Source organism: Streptomyces coeruleoprunus, assembly GCF_039542925.1.
Classification (GTDB): Bacteria; Actinomycetota; Actinomycetes; order Streptomycetales; family Streptomycetaceae; genus Streptomyces; species Streptomyces coeruleoprunus.
Window position 1 is genome coordinate 658,895 of sequence record NZ_BAABIT010000001.1, and the last position, 19,225, is coordinate 678,119.

Below are 19,225 nucleotides of genomic sequence, written 5' to 3' on the forward strand. Positions count from 1 at the left end.
CAGCGGGTGCCGGCGGGCGCGCGCCCCTGCTCCCCCGTCGGCCCCGGCCCGGTAGCCCCGGCGTCGCCGTGAACGCCCCCGGCCTCGGGGCGCAACGTGTATCGCCCCGCCCTCAGGGCGCACGTCTATCGCCCCGCCCTCAGGGCGCGACGTCCATCGCCTCGACCTCCAGGAAGCGGCGTCTGCGCGGGCCCCGGTAGAGCAGGGCCTCCCAGCCCAGGCGTTCCAGGGCACGGGCGCACTCGGTCAGGGCGGTGTCCTCCTCCTGGGCGGCGCCGCCGCCCGGCGGGCCCAGCCACTCCACCCGTGCCGAGCCGGCACGTTCACCCGGGCCCACGCGGTAACCCGTCGCCGTACGCCGCCCCTCCGCGTCGACGCCCGACGGTGGGAATCCGGCCGACTCCAGGACCAGGGCGACCGCCCGCACCGGTCTGTTGCGCTCCCACACGGCGGGCACCGCCTCGGGGTCGCCGCCGCCCTTCGTGGCCGTCAGCCGGCGGATCTGGAGCATCCCCTCGAACGCCACCCGCACCTCGGCCGCCCGCCGCTCCCCCGCCGTACCCCGCGGCGGCCACGCGCCGTCCCCGGTGGCCGCCTCGAACGCCCCTGCTTCGCCTCCCGGCACCCCGGCCATGACAGACCCCTCCCTGTCACCGGACCCGCACCTCACCCCGCGGATCCCACTGCTGCAACCGTAGGACCCGCCACTGACAATCGCGTGCCGCACCCGTCTCCGTACGGAGCACTCCGGAAGGCGCGGGACGGACCGACTGGTCACGATGGTGCCGACAGCGATCGGAGGGGCACAGGAGGCGTGGAGGAGGCGTGGCACATGCGTCTGCCGCCGCACCCGCACCGCCCCTGGCACCGGTCACTGTCGTTCTTCCCGTCCGGCGGCCGTAGGCCCCGTGGAGCCACTGGGCCCCGTGGAGCCCGTACCGGTGCCCCCCGTACCACCGCCGCCGTCGCGGCGCTCGTCGTCCTCTCCGGGACGTACCTCCTCATCGGCCCGTCGACCCCGCAGCACCGCACCACCGCGGCGCCGTCCACGCGCCAGGCACCCGCGGGCAACGGGCGTCACCGGGGTCCGCGGCCCGTCATCGTGCCCCGTACCGCGTGGAAGGCCGAGACCGTGTCGACGGCGCCCGGCGCCCGGTACGCGCCGACGGTGAAGGCCGCCGTCATCCATCACACCAGCACCCCGAACGACTACGACTGCGCCTCGATCCCCCGGCTCCTGCGCAATCTGTACGCGGGCCACACCTACGGCCGCCACTGGGACGACATCGGCTACAACTTCCTCGTCGACGCGTGCGGCACCATCTACGAGGGCCGGGCGGGGGGCGTCGACCGACCGGTGATCGGCGCGCACACCAAGGGGTTCAACGAGGGGACGGTCGGCATCGCCGCGATCGGCACGTTCACCGAGGGCACGCGCGTACCGGAGCCGATGCTGGACGCGATCGCCCGGCTCGTCGCCTGGAAGCTCGACCCGCGAGGGCCGGATCCGCGCGGGACGGTCGCGCTGGTCTCGACGAACGACGAGTCGCGCTTCCCGGAGGGCACGACGGCCGTGCTGCCGGTGGTCGGCGGGCACACGGACGGCTATGCGACGCGCTGCCCCGGCGCCGCGCTCTACGCGAGGCTTCCCGACATCAGCGCCCGGGCCGCGCGGATGCAACGGCGCTGAGCCAGCTGTCGGCGAGGAGCTGGTTGCCGGCGTGGGTCGGGTGGACGCCGTCGTGGATCCAGTGGGCGGCGGGGGCGCGGCGCGCGGCGTCGTCGAACACAGGCTGGAGCCGCAGGAATTCGGTCCGGTGCGCCGCGGCGAGCTCGGCGACGATCTTCTGCCGGATCAGCACCTGGGCGGCCAGGGCCTCGTCGAAGGAGTCGTCGGTGCCGGTGGGCAGGCAGAACGGCTCGCACAGCACGATCCGCAGGGCGGGCAGGGCCTCGCGGGTGCGGGTGAGCAGCGCGTCGTACGCGGCGCGGAAGCCGTCCGCGTCCATGTCGCCCGACTCCCCGTCGACCACCCGCCAGGCGTCGTTGACGCCTATGAGGACGGAGAGCACGTCGGGGGCCAGGTCGAGCGTGTCGGTCCGCCAGCGGGCGGCCAGCTCGGTGACCTTGTCACCGCTCACACCGCGGTTCGTGAACCTCCAGCGGTGACCGGGCGCCTGGGCGGCCGCCCGGGCCGCGATCAGGTACACGTAGCTGTGCCCGAGGGCGGCGTTGGTGTCGGCGTGGGGGCCGGGGTAGCGGAGACGGCCTCCGTCGGTGATGGAGTCGCCCTGGAAGAGGATGTGCGATCCGGCCGGGAAGTGCGGCTGCTGCATGGGGTCTCCGGGATGCCGGACGGTTTCAGTGTGAACGCAGTTTCGGTGCCCCGCGAGGCTGCGGGCAAGGGCTGACGGCACGTGCCCGGTCTTCGAAAGTTTCGCTCCGCCGGGGACTTACGGTTCTTTTCTGTTGTCGACGGGGTGCTTCCGGGTCTCCCAACGACAGGACCGTACGAGACAAACGGGGCAGGGCGGGCATGCACAGGGACAGCGAGCACATACCGGAGCTGGTGAGCGCGGCGCGCGCGGGGGACGGGCCGGCGCGCGAGCGGCTCGTCGCCGACTACCTGCCGCTCGTCTACAACGTGGTGGGCAGGGCCCTCGACGGGCACGCGGACGTGGACGACGTCGTCCAGGACACCATGTTCCGGGCCCTGGACGGCCTGGGCGGGCTCAGGGAGCCGTCGCGGTTCCGCTCGTGGCTGGTCGCGATCGCCATGAACCAGATACGGCGGCGCTGGACGGACCGGCAGCAGGCGCCCGTGACGTCGCTGGAGCGTGTGGCGGAACGGCCGGATCCGGCAGGTGACTTCGTCGAGCTGACGATCCTGCGGCTGGGGCTTTCGGGCCAGCGCCGTGAGGTGGCGGAGGCGACCCGGTGGCTGGACGAGGCCGACCGGGGACTGCTGGCGCTGTGGTGGCAGGAGGCCGCGGGGGAGCTGACGAGGGCCGAGCTGGCGGAGGCTCTTGGGGTCTCCGCCCGGCACGCCGCGGTGCGGGTGCAGCGGATGAAGGAGCAGTTGGAGACCGGGCGCGTGGTGGTGCGTGCCCTCGCCGCGCAACCGCGCTGCCGGGAGCTCACGCGGCTGACGGCCGACTGGGACGGGCGTCCGGCGCCGGTGTGGCGCAAGCGGATCGCCCGGCACGCGAGGGGCTGCCGGGCGTGCTCCGGCCACTGGTCCGGCCTCGTCCCGGCCGAGGCCCTGCTCGCCGGCCTCGCCCTGGTGGTCCCGCTGTCCGGCTACCCGGCCGTTCCGGCCACGGGCTCCGGTGGCGTGGCGCCGGTGGCGGCGCAAGGGCAAGGGTCGGAGCCGACGGCGGCCACGGGGCCGGGCCAGGAGCTGACGCCGACGACGGCGAGCGGTGCGGCGCAGCAGCAGCAGCAGGGCAGCGCACCGCCGAGTGGCGCGCAGGGGACCACACCGCCAAGTGGCGCGCAGGGCAGCGAACCGCCAAGTGGCGCGCAGAGCGACGCGGCCGTGAGCCGTACGTCACCGCGGTGGCGTGCGGGCGCGGTCCTCGGGGGGACCGCCGCGCTCGGTGTCCTGCTGGCGTTCCTGTGGCCGGTGGAGCAGGCGCCGACCGCCCCGCGCGCCCTCTCCCCCGGCGCCGCGCCGTCGGCGGCCCCGCCCGCCACGACATCGTCGCCTGAGGTGGCCCCCACTGCCTCGTCGACCTCGCCCGGCTCCGTGTCCGCATCGCCGAAGCCGACGCCGTCCGCGTCCCCGCCGGAATCGCCGTCCGCGTCGCCGGACCGGCCGCCCGCGGCGGAGCCCAGTGTGGAGCAGCGCGTCACCGACCTGGTGAACGCCCGGCGCGCGGAGGCGGGTTGTGGCCCGCTGCGGGTCGACCCGCGGCTCACCGCTGCGGCACGCGCGCACGCCCGGGACATGGTGACGCGCCGGTACTTCGCCCATGCCGACCCGGAGGGCCGGCACGCCGACGCGCGGATGGCCGACGCGGGGTACGAGGTGGGGGCGTGGGCCGAGAACCTGCACCACGGTCCACGGGAGCCGCGGTCGGTGGTCGACGACTGGATGGACGGCTCGGTCCACGAGGAGAACATGCTGGGCTGCCAGTACCGGGACACGGGCGTGGCCGCCGTGCCGGGGCCGGACGGGACGGTGTGGGTCCAGACCCTGGCCGGACCCATGTGAGCCCGGCCGGGCACCGAAGCCCGGCCGGGACCCGTACGCCGGGGCGCCCAGAAGCCTCCCCTCAGCCCGCCGTGCCGAAGTTCTGCACCCACCAGGGGCCGTTGGCACGGAGGTTGACCCCCACGCCGATGTCCTTGAACTTGCAGTTCAGGATGTTCTCGCGGTGCCCGGGGCTGCTCATCCAGTCCCGCATCGCCGCGGCGGGCGCCTTGGGACCCCGGTGGATGTTCTCGCCCCAGGTGCGCCAGCGGTAGCCCGCCGCCTGCATGCGGTCGCCGGCGTTGCGGCCCTCCGGCGAGTCGTGCTCGTAGTAGTTGCGGGCGGCCATGTCGTCCGCGTGGCGCTGGGCGGCCGCCTGGAGGCTGCTGTTGACGCGGAGGGGGGAGCAGCCGGCCTTGGCGCGTTCGGCGTTGGCCAGGGCGACGACGCTCCGCACGTACTCGCCTGCGGCTCCCCCGGCGGCGCCGGGCTGCGGCGTGGGCCGGGTCTTCGGCGGGACGGGACGCTTCGTGGGGGCGGCCGCCCCGGTGGTGGCCCGTCGCGCGGTGGGTGAGGCGGTGGCCGGGGCGCTGCCGGTGGCCGTGGCGCCGGCGGTCGGTGTGGCCGTCGACGTACCGCTGGGGGCGGCCCCGGAGGAGGAGGCCGAGGCGTTCGGGGAGGGCTCTTTGAGGAGGGTTCCCTGGGTGGGCCGGCCTGCCTCAGGTGTGGGCGTTCCGCTTCCGTTCCCGCTTCCGCCTCCGTTCCTGGTGCGGTCGTGGCCGCCGGGATGGGTGGGGGCGTCCGTCCCGGTGGCCAGGATGCCCGAGTCGGTGCCGCCGAGGACCAGGGTGCCGGTCGCCACGGCGGCGACGGCCACAGCGCCCGCGACGACGGTGCCTATGCCCTGGTAGGTCCACCGCCGCTTGGCGTGCCGTCGCGGCGCTCCCGCCGGTGCGGCCGCCGCGCGGCGGCCGGTCCGGTGCCGCCCCCGGGGACGGCCGTCCTGCTGCTGGTCCTGTCCGGGTTCGTCGAAGGGGTGGTGCTGCACGGGGACTCCGCTCTCTCTTCCTGCAACGGGGGCCGGGTGGTCCGGCACTAGGGAGATCAGGCGCAGCGACGTCGACAACACTTTCTGGTGATTCTCGCGAAGAAAAGACTTCCGTACCGGCGGGGGCGGGAAACGCCGGTGCCCCCTGTGGGCCTTCCGGGCGTGCGGTGCACGCGCGCGTGGGTCACGCTGGGGCCCGTACGGCCGTCGTCCACCGGGAGGAGGCCGTGGCGCGGCGGATCACGGCGACGCGGCGGCGTGCCTCCCCCGCTGGACGCGATGAACCAGGCAGAAAGGGGAGAACACGCAGAACTGCGCAAACCGAGCGTTCTGCCGTCGGCGGCTGGAGATTCAGATGCGCGTGATGCTCGTCCACCCGAGCGCCCTGATGTACTCGGAGATCTTCCTGCGGCTGGAGCCGCTGGGGCTGGAGCGGGTGGCGGCAGCGGCCCGGGACGCCGGCCACGAGGTGCGGGTGGTGGACCTCCAGGTGCTGCCCCGCTCGGTGCTCGACGCCGAACTGCGCTCGTTCGCACCCGAGGCGCTGGGCATCTCGCTCAACTACCTGGCGAACATCCCCGAGGCGATCGAGATCGCCCGGTACGCCAAGCAGGCGTCGCCGGGGTGCTTCGTGTTCTTCGGCGGCCACAGCGTCTCGTTCATCGCCGAACACGTGCTGGAGCAGGCGCAGGGCGCCGTCGACGCCGTCGTACGGGGTGAGGGCGAACCGGCGGTGCCCCCGCTGCTGGAGGCGGCCCGCGACGGCGGCCTGACCACGGTGCCCGGCGTGGTCTCCGCGGAGGGGCGGGGGCCTGCGCCCCGGCTCCTGGACAGCCTCGACCACCCGCGCCCGGCGCGCGACCTCATGCGCAAGCGGAACCGCTACTTCATCGGCGAACTCGATCCGTGCGCGTCGATCGAGTTCACCCGCGGCTGTCCTTGGGACTGCTCGTTCTGTTCCGCGTGGACGTTCTACGGGCGCAGCTACCGCAAGGCGTCGCCCGAGGCGGCCGCGGACGAGATGGCGTCGATCCGCGAGCCGAACGTCTTCATCGTCGACGACGTGGCCTTCATCCGCCCCGAGCACGGCGACGGGATCGCCGCGGAGCTGGAGAAGCGGCGTATCCGCAAGCGGTATTACCTGGAGACGCGCAGTGACGTCCTGCTGCGCAACCAGGAGGTGTTCCAGCGGTGGACGCGGCTGGGCCTGCAGTACATGTTCCTGGGCATGGAGGCCATCGACGCCGAAGGGCTCGACCTCTACCGCAAGCGGGTCAGCCCGGACGACAACTTCCGGGCGCTCGAAGTGGCCCGGCGTATGGGCATCATGGTCGCCATCAACCTGATCGTCGACCCCGCCTGGGACGAGGAGCGCTTCCGTCTCGTACGGGAGTTCGCGCTCGCCGTGCCGGAGATCGTGCACCTGACGGTGATGACGCCCTATCCGGGTACGGAGATCTGGCACACGGAGTCCAGGCAGCTCACGACCAGGGACTACCGGCTGTTCGACATCCAGCACGCGGTCGTGCCGACGAAGCTCCCGCTCGAGGACTTCTACCGGGAACTGGTTCGCACCCAGGCCGTCCTCAACCGCAAGCACCTGGGGCTGCGCACGGCCATCGGCGCGATGGGGGTGCTCGGGCGGAACCTCATGCGCGGCCAGACGAACTTCGCCCGCATGCTGTGGAAGTTCGGCCGCGTGTACAACGTGGAGCGCCAACTGGCCGACCACCGGCGCCCGGTGGCGTACGAGCTGCCGCTCCCGAAGCACCGGGCCACGCCTCCCGGCCGTCAGGACCTGTTCATCCACACCAGGCCGCCGTCCCCGCTGCACCGCCGGACCGCCGAGCCGGACCCGGACGGGGTGTGAGGGCCCCTCGGGGTACGCATCCGAGCGCGGCGGCCGACGACTGACGGGCCGGGCCGCTCAACGGACCAGCCGCTGACATGGACCGGCCGCTCAATGGACCGGCCGCCTCTATGGACCGGCCGCTCGACGGGACGGTGAGTGCGGGTCACACTGGGCCGCATGTCGCTGAAGATCGCCGTGTTCGGGGCGGGCAGCATCGGCTGCCATCTGGGCGGTGCGCTGGCCGCCGCCGGCTGTGACGTCACGCTCGTCGGCCGCCCTGCCGCCATGCGGGCCGTACGCGAGCACGGGCTGCGGCTGACGGGTGGCGGACGGCCCGCCGCGCTGGAGGTGGCGCCGGAGCGGCTGCGTACGTCGAGCGAGCCGTCCGCCGTGGCCGGCGCGGACCACGTCCTGGTGACGGTGAAGTCGCGGGGCACCGAGGAGGCCGCCGCGGCGATCGGTCCCCATCTGGGCGCGCACACCGTCGTGGTGAGCTTCCAGAACGGCCTGCGCAACCCGGACCTGCTCCGCTCGGCCCTGCAGCCGGACACCGCCGTGCTCGCCGGGATGGTCCCGTACAACGTGCTCCAGACGGAGCCGGGCACGTTCCATCAGGGCACCGGGGGTGCACTGATGGTCGACGACGCGGCGGCGGGGCGGCCGCTCGTGGCCGCGCTGCGGGAGGCCGGGCTGCCGGTCGAGCCGCGCGGCGACATGCGTGCCGTGCGGTACGCCAAGCTGCTGATGAACCTCAACAACGCGGTGAACGCCCTGTCCGGGCTGCCGCTGCGCGAGCAGCTCGGCACGCGCGCGTACCGCCGTTGCCTGGCCCTGTGCCAGGAAGAGGCCTTGGCCGTGTACCGGGCGGAGGGGGTCGCCCCGGCGCGCCTGGGGCCCGTCCACGCGCGCGTGACGCCGCTGCTGCTGCGGCTGCCGGACGCGGTGTTCCGCCGGGCGGCGGCCGCGTCGCTGCGGGTGGACGCCCAGGCCAGGTCGTCGATGTGGGAGGACCTGGAGCGCGGGCGCCCGACGGAGATCGACTCCCTGCAGGGCGAGATCGTGTCGCTGGCCGCCCGGCACGGCCTGCCCGCCCCGGTGAACGCCCGCCTCATCGCCCTGGTCCGGGAGGCTGAGGCGGCGGGCGCGGGCCGGGCCCGCCGCTGGACGGGCCCGGAGCTGTACGCGGAGCTCACGCGGCCGGCGTGAGCGACGGGCGGATCCGTTCCGTGCGGACCGCTCGCAGGCCGCTCATGAAGGCCATGACGGCGTCGGCTCACCAGACGGCGTCGCCCCGCAGGACCGCGTCGGCGCCCCCGTCGACGTACACGATCTGGCCCGTGACATGGGTGTTCTCCGGGCCGGTGAGCCAGTCGACGAGTGGGGCGACCTGGTCCGCCGCGGCATGGCCGTGCAGCGGCATCGGCACGCTCGTGTCGACGACGGCGCGCAGGGCGGGATCGTCGAGCAGGGGTCGGATCATGGGGGTCAGGACGGTTCCGGGGGCGATCGCGTTGAGCGGGATGCCGGCACCGGCCCACTCGGCGCCCACGGCGGTGCGCCGCACCCAGCGGGACACGGCCTGCTTCGACGAGCTGTAGACGAGGTGGCCCTCGCCCCGGTCGACGGCGGCCCGCGCGGCGGCCACCGCGGCTGCTTCGTCGCCCAGGAGGACGGCCTCGACGATGGCGGGGTCGGTGGCGTGGACGCCCGCCACGGACGAGACGACGACGGCCCGCCCTCGCGTACCGGCCGCCAGCAGGGGGCGCAGGTTCTCCAGGGTCGCGAAGGCTCCGAAGCAGTTGACGCGGACGGTGACGGGGTCGAGGGCCAGGGCTCCGGCGCACGCCACGACGGCGTCGAGTCGTCCACCGCTCAGCTCCGCCGCCCGTTCGGCGAGTTCGGTACGTCCCTCAGCGGTGGCGAGGTCCGCGGAGATGTCCGCGTCCCGGAGGTCGGCGCCGATGACGGTGTGGCCGTGGGAGCGGAGCCGCCGGGTCGTGGCCAGGCCTATGCCTGACGCCGCTCCGGTCACGAGATAGGTACGGGACATGGGCTGTTCCTCCTGCGGGCTCCGCATCGAGTATTTTCGTACGCCGTACGAGAATACTCGACGGGTCATCGCTCGTAGGTGCCCATCAGGGTTCCCGCGGCCAGCTCCTTGCCTTCCACGGCTCGGTGGACGTCGTCGGCGGACGGTCGTCCGGACAGGGCGAGGGGCTCGGACAGGGCCCACAGGCGGAAGAAGTAGCGGTGCGTGCCGTGGCCGGGTGGCGGCATGGGGCCCGACCAGCCCGTGCGCCCGAAGCCGTTCGGCCACTCCTTGCCGCCCTCCGGTGTCCGTCCCTCCTCCACACCGGTGGTGCGGGGCGAGACGCCGGTGACGAGCCAGTGGAGGAACGTCTGACCGGGGGCGTCCGGGTCCTCGCAGAGGAGGACCAGCTCCGCCGTCCCGTCGGGCACACCCGACCAGGTCAGGGGCGGCGACACGTCGTCGCCCTCGCCGGTGTGGCGCACCGGGACGGTGTCCTGGTCGCCGAAGGCCTGGCTGCTCAGTTCGATTGCCGTCATGGGCGCGGCTGTACCCGGCGCGCGGCCGTCGGCACACCGGGACGGGCGGTCCGGCACCCGATCGGCGGAGCGGCGCGGGGGCGTGGAGTGGCTGCGGAGGTGAACAGCGGCTTGGAGCGGCGTGGCGTGCCGTGGAGTGGCGTGGGGCGGCTGTGACGCAAGCGACCGCCCGTGCGCGGGTGCAGGGAATACGGGTGGATGCGGGGGGTTATCCACATGGGTTGCCCGCGCTCGCCAGGACGCGGAAAGATCGTCGAAAATCCTGAATGTCGATCGGGGGGAAGCGATGAAGCCGCGTCTTGTGTTCGTCCACGGCATCGGTGGTCCCCGGGACCCGGGCGCCGAGCTGGACGAGTGGCTGCGTGCGGCGGCCCATGGAGCCAGGGCCGCCGGGCACTCCGCACACTTATCGGGCCTGACGGGCGGGTGGGCGGCGGACGCCCGGTTCGCCTACTACGGCGACCTCTTCCACGCGTCGGGCGCGCAGGGTTCGGTGTCCCCCGGCCCGGCCGCCGGACCCGGGGCGGAGTCCGCGGAGAAGCGCGTACGGGAAGAGGAGCTGGTCGTCGAGCTGCTTCTGGAGGCCGTCGACGAGCGGCTCACGGACCCGTCGCTCACCCCGGCAGAGGTGCGGGCGCTGCGCGACGCGCGGGCCCGGCTCGCCCCGCCGGGCGCGGCGCAGGGCGTGGGCGCTCCGGGCCGCCGCGCGGTCAACGCGCTCACCAGTCTGATGGCGCTGCCGGGGCTGCGTTCCCTCGGCGGCTGGCTCAGCGCCCGGGCCACGGCGACCGTGCTCGGCCAGGTCGCCCGCTATCTGAACCGGGGGGAGCCGGACGACCGGGGCGTCGGCCTCGACCGGCGGATCCGGGACCGGGTGGCCGCGTGCCTGGACCACGAGGGTCCGACGGTGGTCGTCGCGCACTCGCTGGGCACGGTGGTGGCCCTGGAGGCCCTGCACGCGCACCGGGGCGAGGTTCCGCTGCTGATCACGCTGGGCTCGCCGCTCGGGGTGCGCACGGCCGTGCAGCCCCGGGTCCGGCCGCAGCCCCTGAGCACCCCGGACTCGGTGGGCCGCTGGCTCAACTTCTGGGACCGGGACGACATCGTCGCGGCGCGGCCGGAGCTGGAGAAGTTCGTCCGGCCCAGCACCTCGTCGGTCAGACCGGTGACCAGCCGGATCGACTCGGACGGCGCCTGGGTGCACCCGGCGGCGAAGTACCTGGCGCAGCCGGCCGTGGCGGGACCGCTCGTCGAGGCCCTGACGACCCTCGCGGACCGATGACGGAGCCACGCCACGCTCTGGTGATCGGGGCGCAGTGCCCCGACCTCGGTCACCTGGAGGAGCTGGACGGCGCGGCGCGGGCGCTGCACGACGCGCTGACGTCCCCGTGGTCGGGCGCGTGCGAGAAGGACCCGCTGCACGGTACGACCCTGCTGTGCGGCGAACCGCTCACCCGGGCGGAGGTCGAGGACGCCGTGCTGACGGCGGCGCTCGGTGCGGGCCGGGCGGGCGCGGTCCTGGTCGTGGCGCTGCTGGGCCACGGCATGGCCTCCGGGACGGACCTGTACTTCATGACGGGCGGCTCGCGCGCGGAGGAGCCCGCCACCGCCGTCGACGTCGGCTCGCTGCTGACACGGGCGCTGAACACCCAAGGGGTCGCCGGGATCATCGCCGTCGTGGACACCTGCCACGCCGCCAACGCCCTGCCGGACCTCAGGTCCGTGGCGAACGGCGTCCGGCAGGGTGACACGCGGCTGTCCCTGCTGATGGGTTCCTCCGCGGACGCCCCGGCCTACGGCCTGCGGTTCAGCCGGACCCTGGTGAAGGTGCTCCAGGAGGGCCTGGCGGGCGGCGGCGAGACCCTGCTGCCCGCCGAGGTCGTCGAGGCGGTGCGCCGCGACGGGGGCACGGCCGGGCAGGCGATCTTCCATACGGAGTACGACGGCGTCCAGTTCGCGACGGGGCGCCTGTGGCTGGCGCACAACCCCCGTCACTCCGCCGGCCGCGCCGGATCGGCCCTGCTCGGGCCGCTGGGCACGGAGGAACTGGCCAGGGCCTTGGCGACGTCGGGCGAGGCGCCGAACACGGTCGCGTCTCCGGTGACGGGCACGGACGCGGCCCTGGTGACGAACGTTCAGGAACTGGAGGCGCTGCCGGAGCGGCTGGCGTCGCTGCCGCCCCCGCAGCGCAGATGGGCGCTCGACGTGGTCGACGCCCTGCGCACGGCCGTCCGCACGGTCGGCCTGCTCGGCTCGTGGCCGGGCGCCGGGCTCACGTCGGCGCTGCTGCGGCGCACCCTCGCCGAGGTGTGCCCGAACCCCGCCACGCCGCTCCCGGAGTCGTCCGGGACGGACCTGCTGCGCGACGCCGTGGAGTATCTGCTGCTCCGGGCCCCGCTCGCGGGCCGGCGGCGGACGGCGCCGCTCGCGGAGTTCCTGGCGGTGCTCGCCGGCGGAACGGGGGTCGACGCGCAGGACCCGCTGCTGCGCGGCTGGGCGGCGGCCGTGGGCGCGGAGGTCGACCTCAACGACGCGTTCGAGCGGCTGGCGGACCGTTCCAGGGACATGCGGCTGCGCCTGGTCGTCAGCCTGCACGCGGCGGTCGGCGACGACTGGCCGGAGTCGCTGGCGGCATGGCTCCTGGACGACGGAGTGGTGCGCCGGCACGAGGAGTTCGACTGCGTGCCCGACCGGACGGGGGTGGAGCGGCGCATCGGGGAAGTGCTGCGGTGGGCGTCCCGTCTGGCGGGGGCGCTCGACGCGGAGCTGCGCCGCGTGGAGATCGCCGCGCCCGCGCCGCTGCTGGTCCACTGGCGGCCGGAGGAGACCGACTTCGGGATGCGTCTGGGTGCCGAGCACGAGGTGGTGGTGCGGTGGAGCGACCGCATCCACCCGCCCGACCATCTGTGGTGGATCAACGACCGCGCCCGCCGGACGCTGCGCGCGATGGACGCCTGCCCGGACGGGAGCCGGCTGGACTGGCTGGACGAGGGCGACACGGGCCGCCCCCGCGAGCTGGGCAACCGGCTGCTGGGCGGCCCCCGCAGCCGGGCGGTCGCCCTCGGCCACCGGCCTGCGCACCTCAAGGACCTGATGGAGACACTGCTCGCCGCCTCCCCCATCGTCCTGTGGCCGGAGGACGACACCCACCGCGTGCCGCCGGAGGCCCGCGGCTACGTCGACGCGCACTGGCATCTGCTGCCCGGCGAGTTCTGCCGGGCGTACCGGGACCGCTGGGGCTGGTGCGAGACCCCGCCGCCACCCGGCAGGGAGCATCTGGCGCCGTTGCGCACGGTGTGGGACGGCCCCGAATGGCTCGACTTCTGCAGATGGTTCGAACAGTTCACGACGGATGGGGAGAGTCCCGCATGACCTGGCAGCCCTTCTACACCGGCAGCGGCGTCACGCCGGAGAAGCAGGTCGAGATCGCCCCGGCCCCGCCGTGGCGCGAGTTTCCGCGCCCGTCCCTGCACGAGCGGTTCGTACCGCCGCCGGGGCTCGTCGAGGCGGTGAACGCGGCGCTGGTACTGCGCCGTCCGCTGCTCGTGACGGGCCCGGCCGGTTCGGGCAAGTCGACCGTTATCGAGCAGGTGGCGGCCGAACTGGGCCTGGGAGCGGTGCTGCGCTGGCACATCACCTCGCGCAGCAGCCTCGTGGACGCGCTCTACCGGTACGACGCGCTCGGCCGGATCCACGCGCAGCGGCTCCAGGGCGCGGGCGGCGACGACATCGCCCCGTTCCTGCGCATGGGCCCGCTGGGTACGGCGCTGCTGCCTTCGGAGCGGCCGCGCGCCCTGCTGATCGACGAGATCGACAAGAGCGACCTGGACCTGCCGAGCGATCTGCTCGACGTGCTGGAGCGGGGCGAGTTCGAGATCCCGGAGCTGGCGCGGTACGGAACGGACGTGGTCGCGGTCCGCGAGTGGGGCGGCGACGCGCGACACGAGGTGCGGCGGGGGCGCGTGCAGTGCACGGAGTTCCCGTTCATCGTGATGACCAGCAACGGCGAGCGGGACTTCCCGGCCGCCTTCCTGCGCCGCTGCATCCGGTTCACGATGCCGCTGCCCACGACGGAGAGCCTGCTGCGGGTGGTGGAGGCCCACTTGGGCGCGAAGACGGCCCGGTCCGACACGGCGGGTGAGCTGATCGGCACCTTCGTCGACCGGCTCACGGCGGGCGAGAGCCTGGCCGTGGACCAGTTGCTCAACGCCGTGCACCTGCTGGCCGGGGGCAGCGCGCCGGACGAGGCGCGGCGCCGGGCGGTGGTGGATCTGCTCCTGCGCGAGCTGTCCCATGCGTGACGTTCCGGGGACCGGTCAGGGGGAGCCGACGCCGGGGCCGACCAGCGTGGACGGGCTCCGCCGGGCGCTGGCGGCCCTACGGGCGGCCGTCCCTGACCTGGACACGTTCGGCGACCTGGACGGCACGCAGCTCGCCGAGGCGCTGTGGCTGGCCGCCCGGATGACGCAGGGTGCCCCGGCCGGCGCGCGCCCGGCACCGCGCCCCCACACCGCCGGAGCGTCCGGCACGGCCGAGGGCGCCCCGCCCCCGGAACCACCCGCGGCCCCGGAGCGGTCGCCGGAAGCCACGGACCCGGACGAGCCGTCCTCGGCCGGTGCGGCGGACGCGGGGACGGAGCGCCCGCTGCACGAGCGCCTGCCGGGCAGCGGTACGCGCGTGCGCGGCCATGCGGTCGCCGCGCCCCGCGCGACGGTCCTGCCCCGGGCGCTGGAGGTCACCCGGGCGCTGCGGCCGTGGAAGCGGGTCTGGCCGGAGGGGCGGCGCAGCGAGCTGGACGTCGAGGCGACGGTGGACGGCTATGCGCGCAGCGGTGAGCTGATCCCGGTGTTCGGGGCGGGCCCGGAGCGGTGGTTCGACCTGACGCTGGTCGTCGACCGCTCCCCCGGTATGCGGGTGTGGCAGGAGACGATCGGCGAGTTCACGGCCGTACTGGACCGGCTGGGGGCGTTCCGGACGCTTCAGCTGCGGGACCTCGTGTTCGACGGGGACGGGCTGCCCCGGACGCCGGGCCCGTTGCGGTCGGCCGACGGACGGACCCTGGTGGTGGTCGTGTCGGACTGCGCGGCGGCCCCCTGGCGGGAGCCGGAGGTGTGGCGGCTGCTGCGGGAGTGGGCGGGTGCGACTCCGACGGCGCTGCTGAACCCGCTCCCCACGAAGCTGTGGCGGCGCGGCGGGCTGAACCTGCCGACGGTCCGGTTCACGCCGACCGCTCCGGGCGCCCACCGCAGTCGCGTCCCTCACGAACCGCCGCCCCTGCTCGGCGTGCCGGAGGCCGACGCGTCCGGGGCCTGGCTGCCGATACCCGTCCTGTCCCTCTCGCCGCACTCGCTGGACCGCTGGTCGCGCACCATGATGCGGGGCGACCCGGAGGGCTGCACCGCCGTCCTCGTACCGCCCGGCGGGCGGCTGCGGGACGGTGGCCGGCCACGGTCCGTGCCGGTGTCCCCGGCGACGCTCGCTGAGGGCTTCCTGCGTACGGCGGCGCCCCGCGCGGCCCGACTGGCGGTGCTGTGCGCCCCGTTCGACCGGATGAGCCTGTCGTTGCTGCACATCGTCCGCCGTGAACTCGTGCCGGACGCCACGACGGCGGACGTCGCGGAGGTGGTGACGAGCGGACTGTTCCGGCTGGAACAGGACGGTGAGGGGCCGGTGGAGCTGCTGCTGTCCGCCGAGGCACGGGCGATTCTGCGCGAGCGGCTTCCGGCCCACGAGGCCTGGCGCGTCCACCAGGCGCTGGACCGTCATGTCGCCTCCCGGGGCGATGGCAGGACTCCCCTGCCCGCGGTCGCCTCCGGTGGCGACGGCCCGCAGGACCTGCGGGCGGAGCGCGAGGCGTTCGCCCACGCGTCGCGGCAGGTCCTGGAGATGCTGGGCCTCGCGGAGCAACAGCCACCGCGACAGCCGCAGCCGCAGCCGCAGCCGCAGGCCGACGACGCGGTCGGGCACTCCGGCGAGGAGACCGGCGACGGGCCCGCCACCCCTCCCGGCAGGTCCACACTCCCTCCGCCCCCCACGCCCTTCGTCGGCCGCGTCACGCAGACGGAAGAGCTGGTGCGGAGCCTGTCGGCACCGAGCGGCCAGGTGCACTGCATCACCGCGCTGGACGACACGCCCGGCGCGGGCAGGACGGCGCTGGCGCTGCACGTGGCGCACCGGGTGGCCGAGCACTATCCGGACGGCCGGTTCTATGTGGACGTGCGCGGTTCGCGCGGGGCGCCTCTCCCGGCCGACGCGGTCATCCACCAGCTCCTGAGGGACCTCGGCGCACCCGTCGGGGACGGCCCGCCTCGCGACCAGGAGTCCCTGGTCGCCGCCCTGCGCACCGCGCTGCGCGGCCGGAGGGCGTTGTTCGTGCTGGACGACGTGCCCAGGCGCCTGCCCTTCCTCGCCGCGCTCGTGGAGCAGCCGGGATGCGCCACCGTCGTGACCGCCCCGCACGCGGCGATGACGGACGTGCGGCCGGGCTTCACCACGACGCTGGCGCCGCTCACGCCGTCCGACGCGTCCGCCCTGCTGACCGCGGCGGCCGAAGCGGTCCAGGCCTCCTTGGCCGAGGCGGCCCACGACTCCCTGCGGGAGTTGATGGCGGTCGGCTCCTGGTGGCCCTTGGCCGTCCGGCTGCTCGGGGCGTGTCCGGCGCTTTGGTACACGGCGGAGCTCCGTTCCCTCCGGGCGGCGTTCCCGGCCGACCGGACGGGGGCGGTCCTGACGCTCCTCTCGCAGGCGCTTCCGGACCGGCTCCGCAGGACGCTCACGTCCCTGGCTCCGGCCGAGAGCGGAGAGGTGACGCCGACGGAAGCGGCGGCTCTCCTCGGCGCGTCACGTGCCGAAGCGCTCGTCGCGCTGAACGACCTGGTGGCTCAAGGCCTGCTGGAGGACGGAGGCGGTTCCTGCTTCCGGTTCCCGAAGGCGGTCCAGCACCACGTACGGACCTGGGCGGTGTCCCCGCAGGCACAGCACGAGGCGTCGGCGCGGTTGCTGCGCCTCTACCTGGCGGCGGCCGCCGCCCTGTACGAGGAGAGCAGGCCGGGCTCGCGGCTCGCCGCGCGGTTGGGCGTCGAGCCGTCGCCGCAGGCGTTCGCCCCGGACGAGGCGGACCTCTGGCTGTCCAACGCGCTGGCGTTCGTCGTGGCGCCCTTCTCCGAGCGGACGGCGGAGCTGTCGGGTTGTGCCTCCCTCCTGCTGCTGCTCGTCGACCTGGCGCGCGGCACTCCGTACGCGTCCCGGTATGCGCACGCGGCGGAGGCGCTGTGGGACTGTGCCCGCCGTGCCGAGCCGGAGGCGGGCGACCACCTCCGTGTCGTGGTCGCCGTCGCGCACGCCCGGCACGCGGCCGGGCGGCCGGAGGCCGAGGTGGCGGCGCTGCTCCGCGCGATCTCGTACCAGGACTTGTCGCTGGACACCGCGACCCGTGGCCTCACCACCCTGCTGTTCGGCCGGCTGGCCGAGGAGCGCCAGGCGTGGACCGAGGCGGAGAGGGACTTCCGTACGGCGCTCGCCCACTTCCGCCACGACGGCGACCGGCACGGTGCGGCGACCGCCGCCCTCTCTCTCGCCCGGACACTGGTCAGGACGTTCCGGCCCGATGAGGCCGTGTACTTCGCCGAGGAGGTCCTCGCGGCGTACCCGGACCCGGGCGGGGCGCATGAGACCCGGGAGGCGCTGCTGTGCCTGGAAAGGGCGCTGCTCGACGCGGGCCGGCGCGGCGAACTCCTCGGCGTCCAGCGCCGGATGCGGGACCTGTTCCGGTCGGACGGCGACCGGCGCGCCGAGGGTGCCGTCCTCGTCCGCACCGCCCGCACGCTGCTGGCCCTGGCCCGTCCGGACGAGGCCGTGGCGACGGCTCGGGAGGCCCTCGCGTACCTGGACGAGTCCGACGCGTCCGCCGAACGTGAGGAAGTCCTCCGCCTCCTCGACACCGCGCGGGCCCGCGAAGCCGCGGGATGGCTGGAGCCGGTCGGCGCGGCGCCCGGTGCCCCCGTCGCGCGCGGCACCGGTCCGGCGTCCTGGACGATCGTCGCGATCGACACGGTGGGGGGCGGGAGCGCGGCCGCCTGCGAGGCGCCGCTCATCAGGACGCTGGAGGCGAGCGGCAGCACCGTCGCCTCGTGGCACACCCGCGCGGCCGCCGACCACTGTCTGCTCTTCGTCGACCGGACGGTTGCGCTCGACGCGTTGCTGGCCCTGCTGACGGAGCGCCTTCCCTCGGCGCTGGAGGCGGAGGGGCAGCACCCGGCCGTGCGTCTGGCCGTCCACACGGGCACCGCCGACCCGCGTGCCGGCGACGTGACGTCGGAGCTCGACGTCGAGCTCGCGCTCACGATGCTGCGGTCCGCCGCGTTCCGCGGGACGTCGGCCAACTTCCCGCTCCAGCCGACGCTGTGCCTGTCCCCCGAGGCGTACGCCGATGTGACGTCCGAGGGAGGCCTGCTGGGGCGGCACTTCGCGCCGCGCGAGGTCACGTCGCCGTCGGGGACGGTGACCTGTGTCGTCCTCACGCCCCGTATCGACCTGTCCGCATACGACGCCGATGTCCTCGCCCTGGCCAGGGTGTTCGGCGAGCTGGACCCGGACGGCCGCAGGATGGCGAAAGCGCTGAGGGACTGCATCGACACGGCTCTCGCCCCGGAGGCGACGGGCCGCTTCGACCTCGCCCAGCTGGACGCCGGAGAGCGGGCACTGCTGGGTCGGGGCCTTGAGAGCGCCCTGTGCCGGGAGTTCCCGTTCCGCCCGGGCACGTCGTCGGACCTGGTGGGGAGCCGCCGGGGTGCGCCGCCGGACCTGGTGTGGGACCGTCCGGGGAGGTCGGGCCCCCTCCCCTTCGAGCTGAAGTTCTCCCGGGCGGCGGGCGCCTGGATGTTCGACTCACGGGCCGACGGCCGTCTCTGCCTCCTCGTCCACGCCGACGAGTCGCACTCCCTCTGGTCGGCGGGCCTCCTGCGCGTCCGCCCCGAGCTGCTGACCCCCACCCGGAACCGCGACTCCCTCGCCGCGCTGCGCCCCGAGGCGCGTGAGGCGGCCGTCCTCTGGCTGCACCGCCAGGCTCCGCTGCCGGAGAACGTCCTGCTCCACATGGCCGCCGCGCAGCGCGAGCGGATCCTTGCCGGGCCGACGGCTGTGGCCCGCACGGCCGAGTTCTTCCGCCAGGTGCGGGGCAGGACGGTGCGGGACGCGGCGCTCCGGGCGGTGACACGGCGTCAGGACAGTTCGCGCCGGGTACGCGAGGCCGCGGCCGTCCTGCGGGACGAGGGCATCCTGGTGCTGGGGGGCAATCGCCGGGGCCGGGAGCTGGCCGCGGCGCTGGGCCTCCCCGTCCCGGAGGCGGACGAGTACGTGAGCGTCGCGCTCACCCGCCGCCGCCCGCACCACACCCGCCCCTCGATCGTGGCCGGCGGCGTCGCGTGGGTGGTGGCGGGCCGGGACGACCCGGCGGAACCGCTGCCCCAGGACCTCCCGAGCCCCCGCCGCCCACGCTAGACCGGGGGCCGCAGGACCTCCCGAACCCCCGCCGGCCCCGCCGGCACCGCCGCCCCCGCCCCCG

At 74.8% G+C, this 19,225-nt stretch carries 13 protein-coding genes; 8 read left to right on the forward strand and 5 right to left on the reverse strand.

From position 1 onward, the window contains the following. Window positions 1-139: 139 nt before the first annotated feature. Window positions 140-634 carry a hypothetical protein gene (locus tag ABEB09_RS03165; RefSeq protein ID WP_345686856.1) on the reverse strand — a complete coding sequence of 165 codons (495 nt, stop codon included), beginning with the start codon at window positions 632-634 and terminating at the stop codon, window positions 140-142. A 198-nt stretch (window positions 635-832) separates the two neighbouring features. On the opposite strand from ABEB09_RS03165, the gene ABEB09_RS03170 reads away from it, so the two are divergent. After that, window positions 833-1,690, forward strand: a complete 858-nt coding sequence (locus ABEB09_RS03170) for a peptidoglycan recognition protein family protein (RefSeq protein ID WP_345686858.1) — start codon at window positions 833-835, stop codon at window positions 1,688-1,690. Here the strand turns inward: ABEB09_RS03170 and ABEB09_RS03175 are convergent. After that, on the reverse strand, window positions 1,656-2,336 hold the full coding sequence (locus ABEB09_RS03175) for an SGNH/GDSL hydrolase family protein (protein ID WP_345686860.1): 681 nt from the start codon (window positions 2,334-2,336) through the stop codon (window positions 1,656-1,658). The two genes, ABEB09_RS03170 and ABEB09_RS03175, sit on opposite strands and share 35 nt — an antisense overlap. Before the next feature lie 200 nt (window positions 2,337-2,536). On the opposite strand from ABEB09_RS03175, the gene ABEB09_RS03180 reads away from it, so the two are divergent. After that, window positions 2,537-4,216, forward strand: coding sequence for a sigma-70 family RNA polymerase sigma factor (locus ABEB09_RS03180; RefSeq protein ID WP_345686862.1), 1,680 nt, complete (start codon window positions 2,537-2,539; stop codon window positions 4,214-4,216). Between the two features lie 61 nt (window positions 4,217-4,277). On the opposite strand, the gene ABEB09_RS03185 is transcribed toward ABEB09_RS03180, so the two are convergent. Beyond that, window positions 4,278-5,243 (reverse strand): CAP domain-containing protein, encoded by a 966-nt coding sequence (locus tag ABEB09_RS03185; RefSeq protein ID WP_345686864.1) that lies wholly within the window; start codon window positions 5,241-5,243, stop codon window positions 4,278-4,280. Between the two features lie 355 nt (window positions 5,244-5,598). Between ABEB09_RS03185 and hpnR the strand changes: the two genes are divergently transcribed. Then, on the forward strand, window positions 5,599-7,113 hold the full coding sequence (gene hpnR, locus ABEB09_RS03190; RefSeq protein ID WP_345686866.1) for a hopanoid C-3 methylase HpnR: 1,515 nt from the start codon (window positions 5,599-5,601) through the stop codon (window positions 7,111-7,113). Between the two features lie 159 nt (window positions 7,114-7,272). After that, on the forward strand, window positions 7,273-8,301 hold the full coding sequence (locus ABEB09_RS03195) for a 2-dehydropantoate 2-reductase (RefSeq protein ID WP_345686868.1): 1,029 nt from the start codon (window positions 7,273-7,275) through the stop codon (window positions 8,299-8,301). Window positions 8,302-8,368: 67 nt separating this feature from the next. Here the strand turns inward: ABEB09_RS03195 and ABEB09_RS03200 are convergent, their stop codons facing one another. Both ABEB09_RS03200 and ABEB09_RS03205 read right to left on the reverse strand, forming a co-directional pair. Further along, window positions 8,369-9,145, reverse strand: a complete 777-nt coding sequence (locus ABEB09_RS03200; protein ID WP_345686870.1) for an SDR family oxidoreductase — start codon at window positions 9,143-9,145, stop codon at window positions 8,369-8,371. A 65-nt stretch (window positions 9,146-9,210) separates the two neighbouring features. Next, window positions 9,211-9,663: a YbhB/YbcL family Raf kinase inhibitor-like protein gene (locus ABEB09_RS03205; RefSeq protein WP_345686872.1), complete on the reverse strand. Its 453-nt coding sequence runs from the start codon at window positions 9,661-9,663 to the stop codon at window positions 9,211-9,213. A 286-nt stretch (window positions 9,664-9,949) separates the two neighbouring features. Between ABEB09_RS03205 and ABEB09_RS03210 the strand changes: the two genes are divergently transcribed. The 4 genes from ABEB09_RS03210 to ABEB09_RS03225 are packed head-to-tail and all read left to right on the forward strand — an operon-like array spanning window position 9,950 to window position 19,161. Continuing rightward, window positions 9,950-10,945, forward strand: a complete 996-nt coding sequence (locus tag ABEB09_RS03210) for an alpha/beta hydrolase (RefSeq protein ID WP_345686874.1) — start codon at window positions 9,950-9,952, stop codon at window positions 10,943-10,945. Beyond that, window positions 10,942-13,035, forward strand: a complete 2,094-nt coding sequence (locus ABEB09_RS03215) for a vWA-MoxR associated conflict system protein (protein ID WP_345686876.1) — start codon at window positions 10,942-10,944, stop codon at window positions 13,033-13,035. Before ABEB09_RS03210 ends, ABEB09_RS03215 begins: the two co-directional genes overlap by 4 nt. Next, window positions 13,032-13,964 (forward strand): AAA family ATPase, encoded by a 933-nt coding sequence (locus ABEB09_RS03220; protein WP_345686878.1) that lies wholly within the window; start codon window positions 13,032-13,034, stop codon window positions 13,962-13,964. The genes ABEB09_RS03215 and ABEB09_RS03220 overlap by 4 nt, the downstream gene beginning before the upstream one ends. Beyond that, window positions 13,957-19,161: a NaeI family type II restriction endonuclease gene (locus ABEB09_RS03225; RefSeq protein ID WP_345686880.1), complete on the forward strand. Its 5,205-nt coding sequence runs from the start codon at window positions 13,957-13,959 to the stop codon at window positions 19,159-19,161. The genes ABEB09_RS03220 and ABEB09_RS03225 overlap by 8 nt, the downstream gene beginning before the upstream one ends. Window positions 19,162-19,225: the final 64 nt, after the last annotated feature.

Excerpts from the sequence above, each read along its gene's own strand:
- ABEB09_RS03170 (WP_345686858.1), top strand. The coding sequence starts at position 833 with ATGCGTCTGCCGCCGCACCCGCACCGCCCCTGGCACCGGTCACTGTCG.
- ABEB09_RS03195 (WP_345686868.1), top strand. The coding sequence starts at position 7,273 with ATGTCGCTGAAGATCGCCGTGTTCGGGGCGGGCAGCATCGGCTGCCAT.
- ABEB09_RS03215 (WP_345686876.1), top strand. The coding sequence starts at position 10,942 with ATGACGGAGCCACGCCACGCTCTGGTGATCGGGGCGCAGTGCCCCGAC.
- ABEB09_RS03220 (WP_345686878.1), top strand. The coding sequence starts at position 13,032 with ATGACCTGGCAGCCCTTCTACACCGGCAGCGGCGTCACGCCGGAGAAG.
- ABEB09_RS03180 (WP_345686862.1), top strand. The coding sequence starts at position 2,537 with ATGCACAGGGACAGCGAGCACATACCGGAGCTGGTGAGCGCGGCGCGC.
- ABEB09_RS03210 (WP_345686874.1), top strand. The coding sequence starts at position 9,950 with ATGAAGCCGCGTCTTGTGTTCGTCCACGGCATCGGTGGTCCCCGGGAC.
- ABEB09_RS03205 (WP_345686872.1), bottom strand. The coding sequence starts at position 9,663 with ATGACGGCAATCGAACTGAGCAGCCAGGCCTTCGGCGACCAGGACACC.
- ABEB09_RS03225 (WP_345686880.1), top strand. The coding sequence starts at position 13,957 with ATGCGTGACGTTCCGGGGACCGGTCAGGGGGAGCCGACGCCGGGGCCG.
- ABEB09_RS03200 (WP_345686870.1), bottom strand. The coding sequence starts at position 9,145 with ATGTCCCGTACCTATCTCGTGACCGGAGCGGCGTCAGGCATAGGCCTG.
- ABEB09_RS03175 (WP_345686860.1), bottom strand. The coding sequence starts at position 2,336 with ATGCAGCAGCCGCACTTCCCGGCCGGATCGCACATCCTCTTCCAGGGC.
- hpnR (WP_345686866.1), top strand. The coding sequence starts at position 5,599 with ATGCGCGTGATGCTCGTCCACCCGAGCGCCCTGATGTACTCGGAGATC.
- ABEB09_RS03165 (WP_345686856.1), bottom strand. The coding sequence starts at position 634 with ATGGCCGGGGTGCCGGGAGGCGAAGCAGGGGCGTTCGAGGCGGCCACC.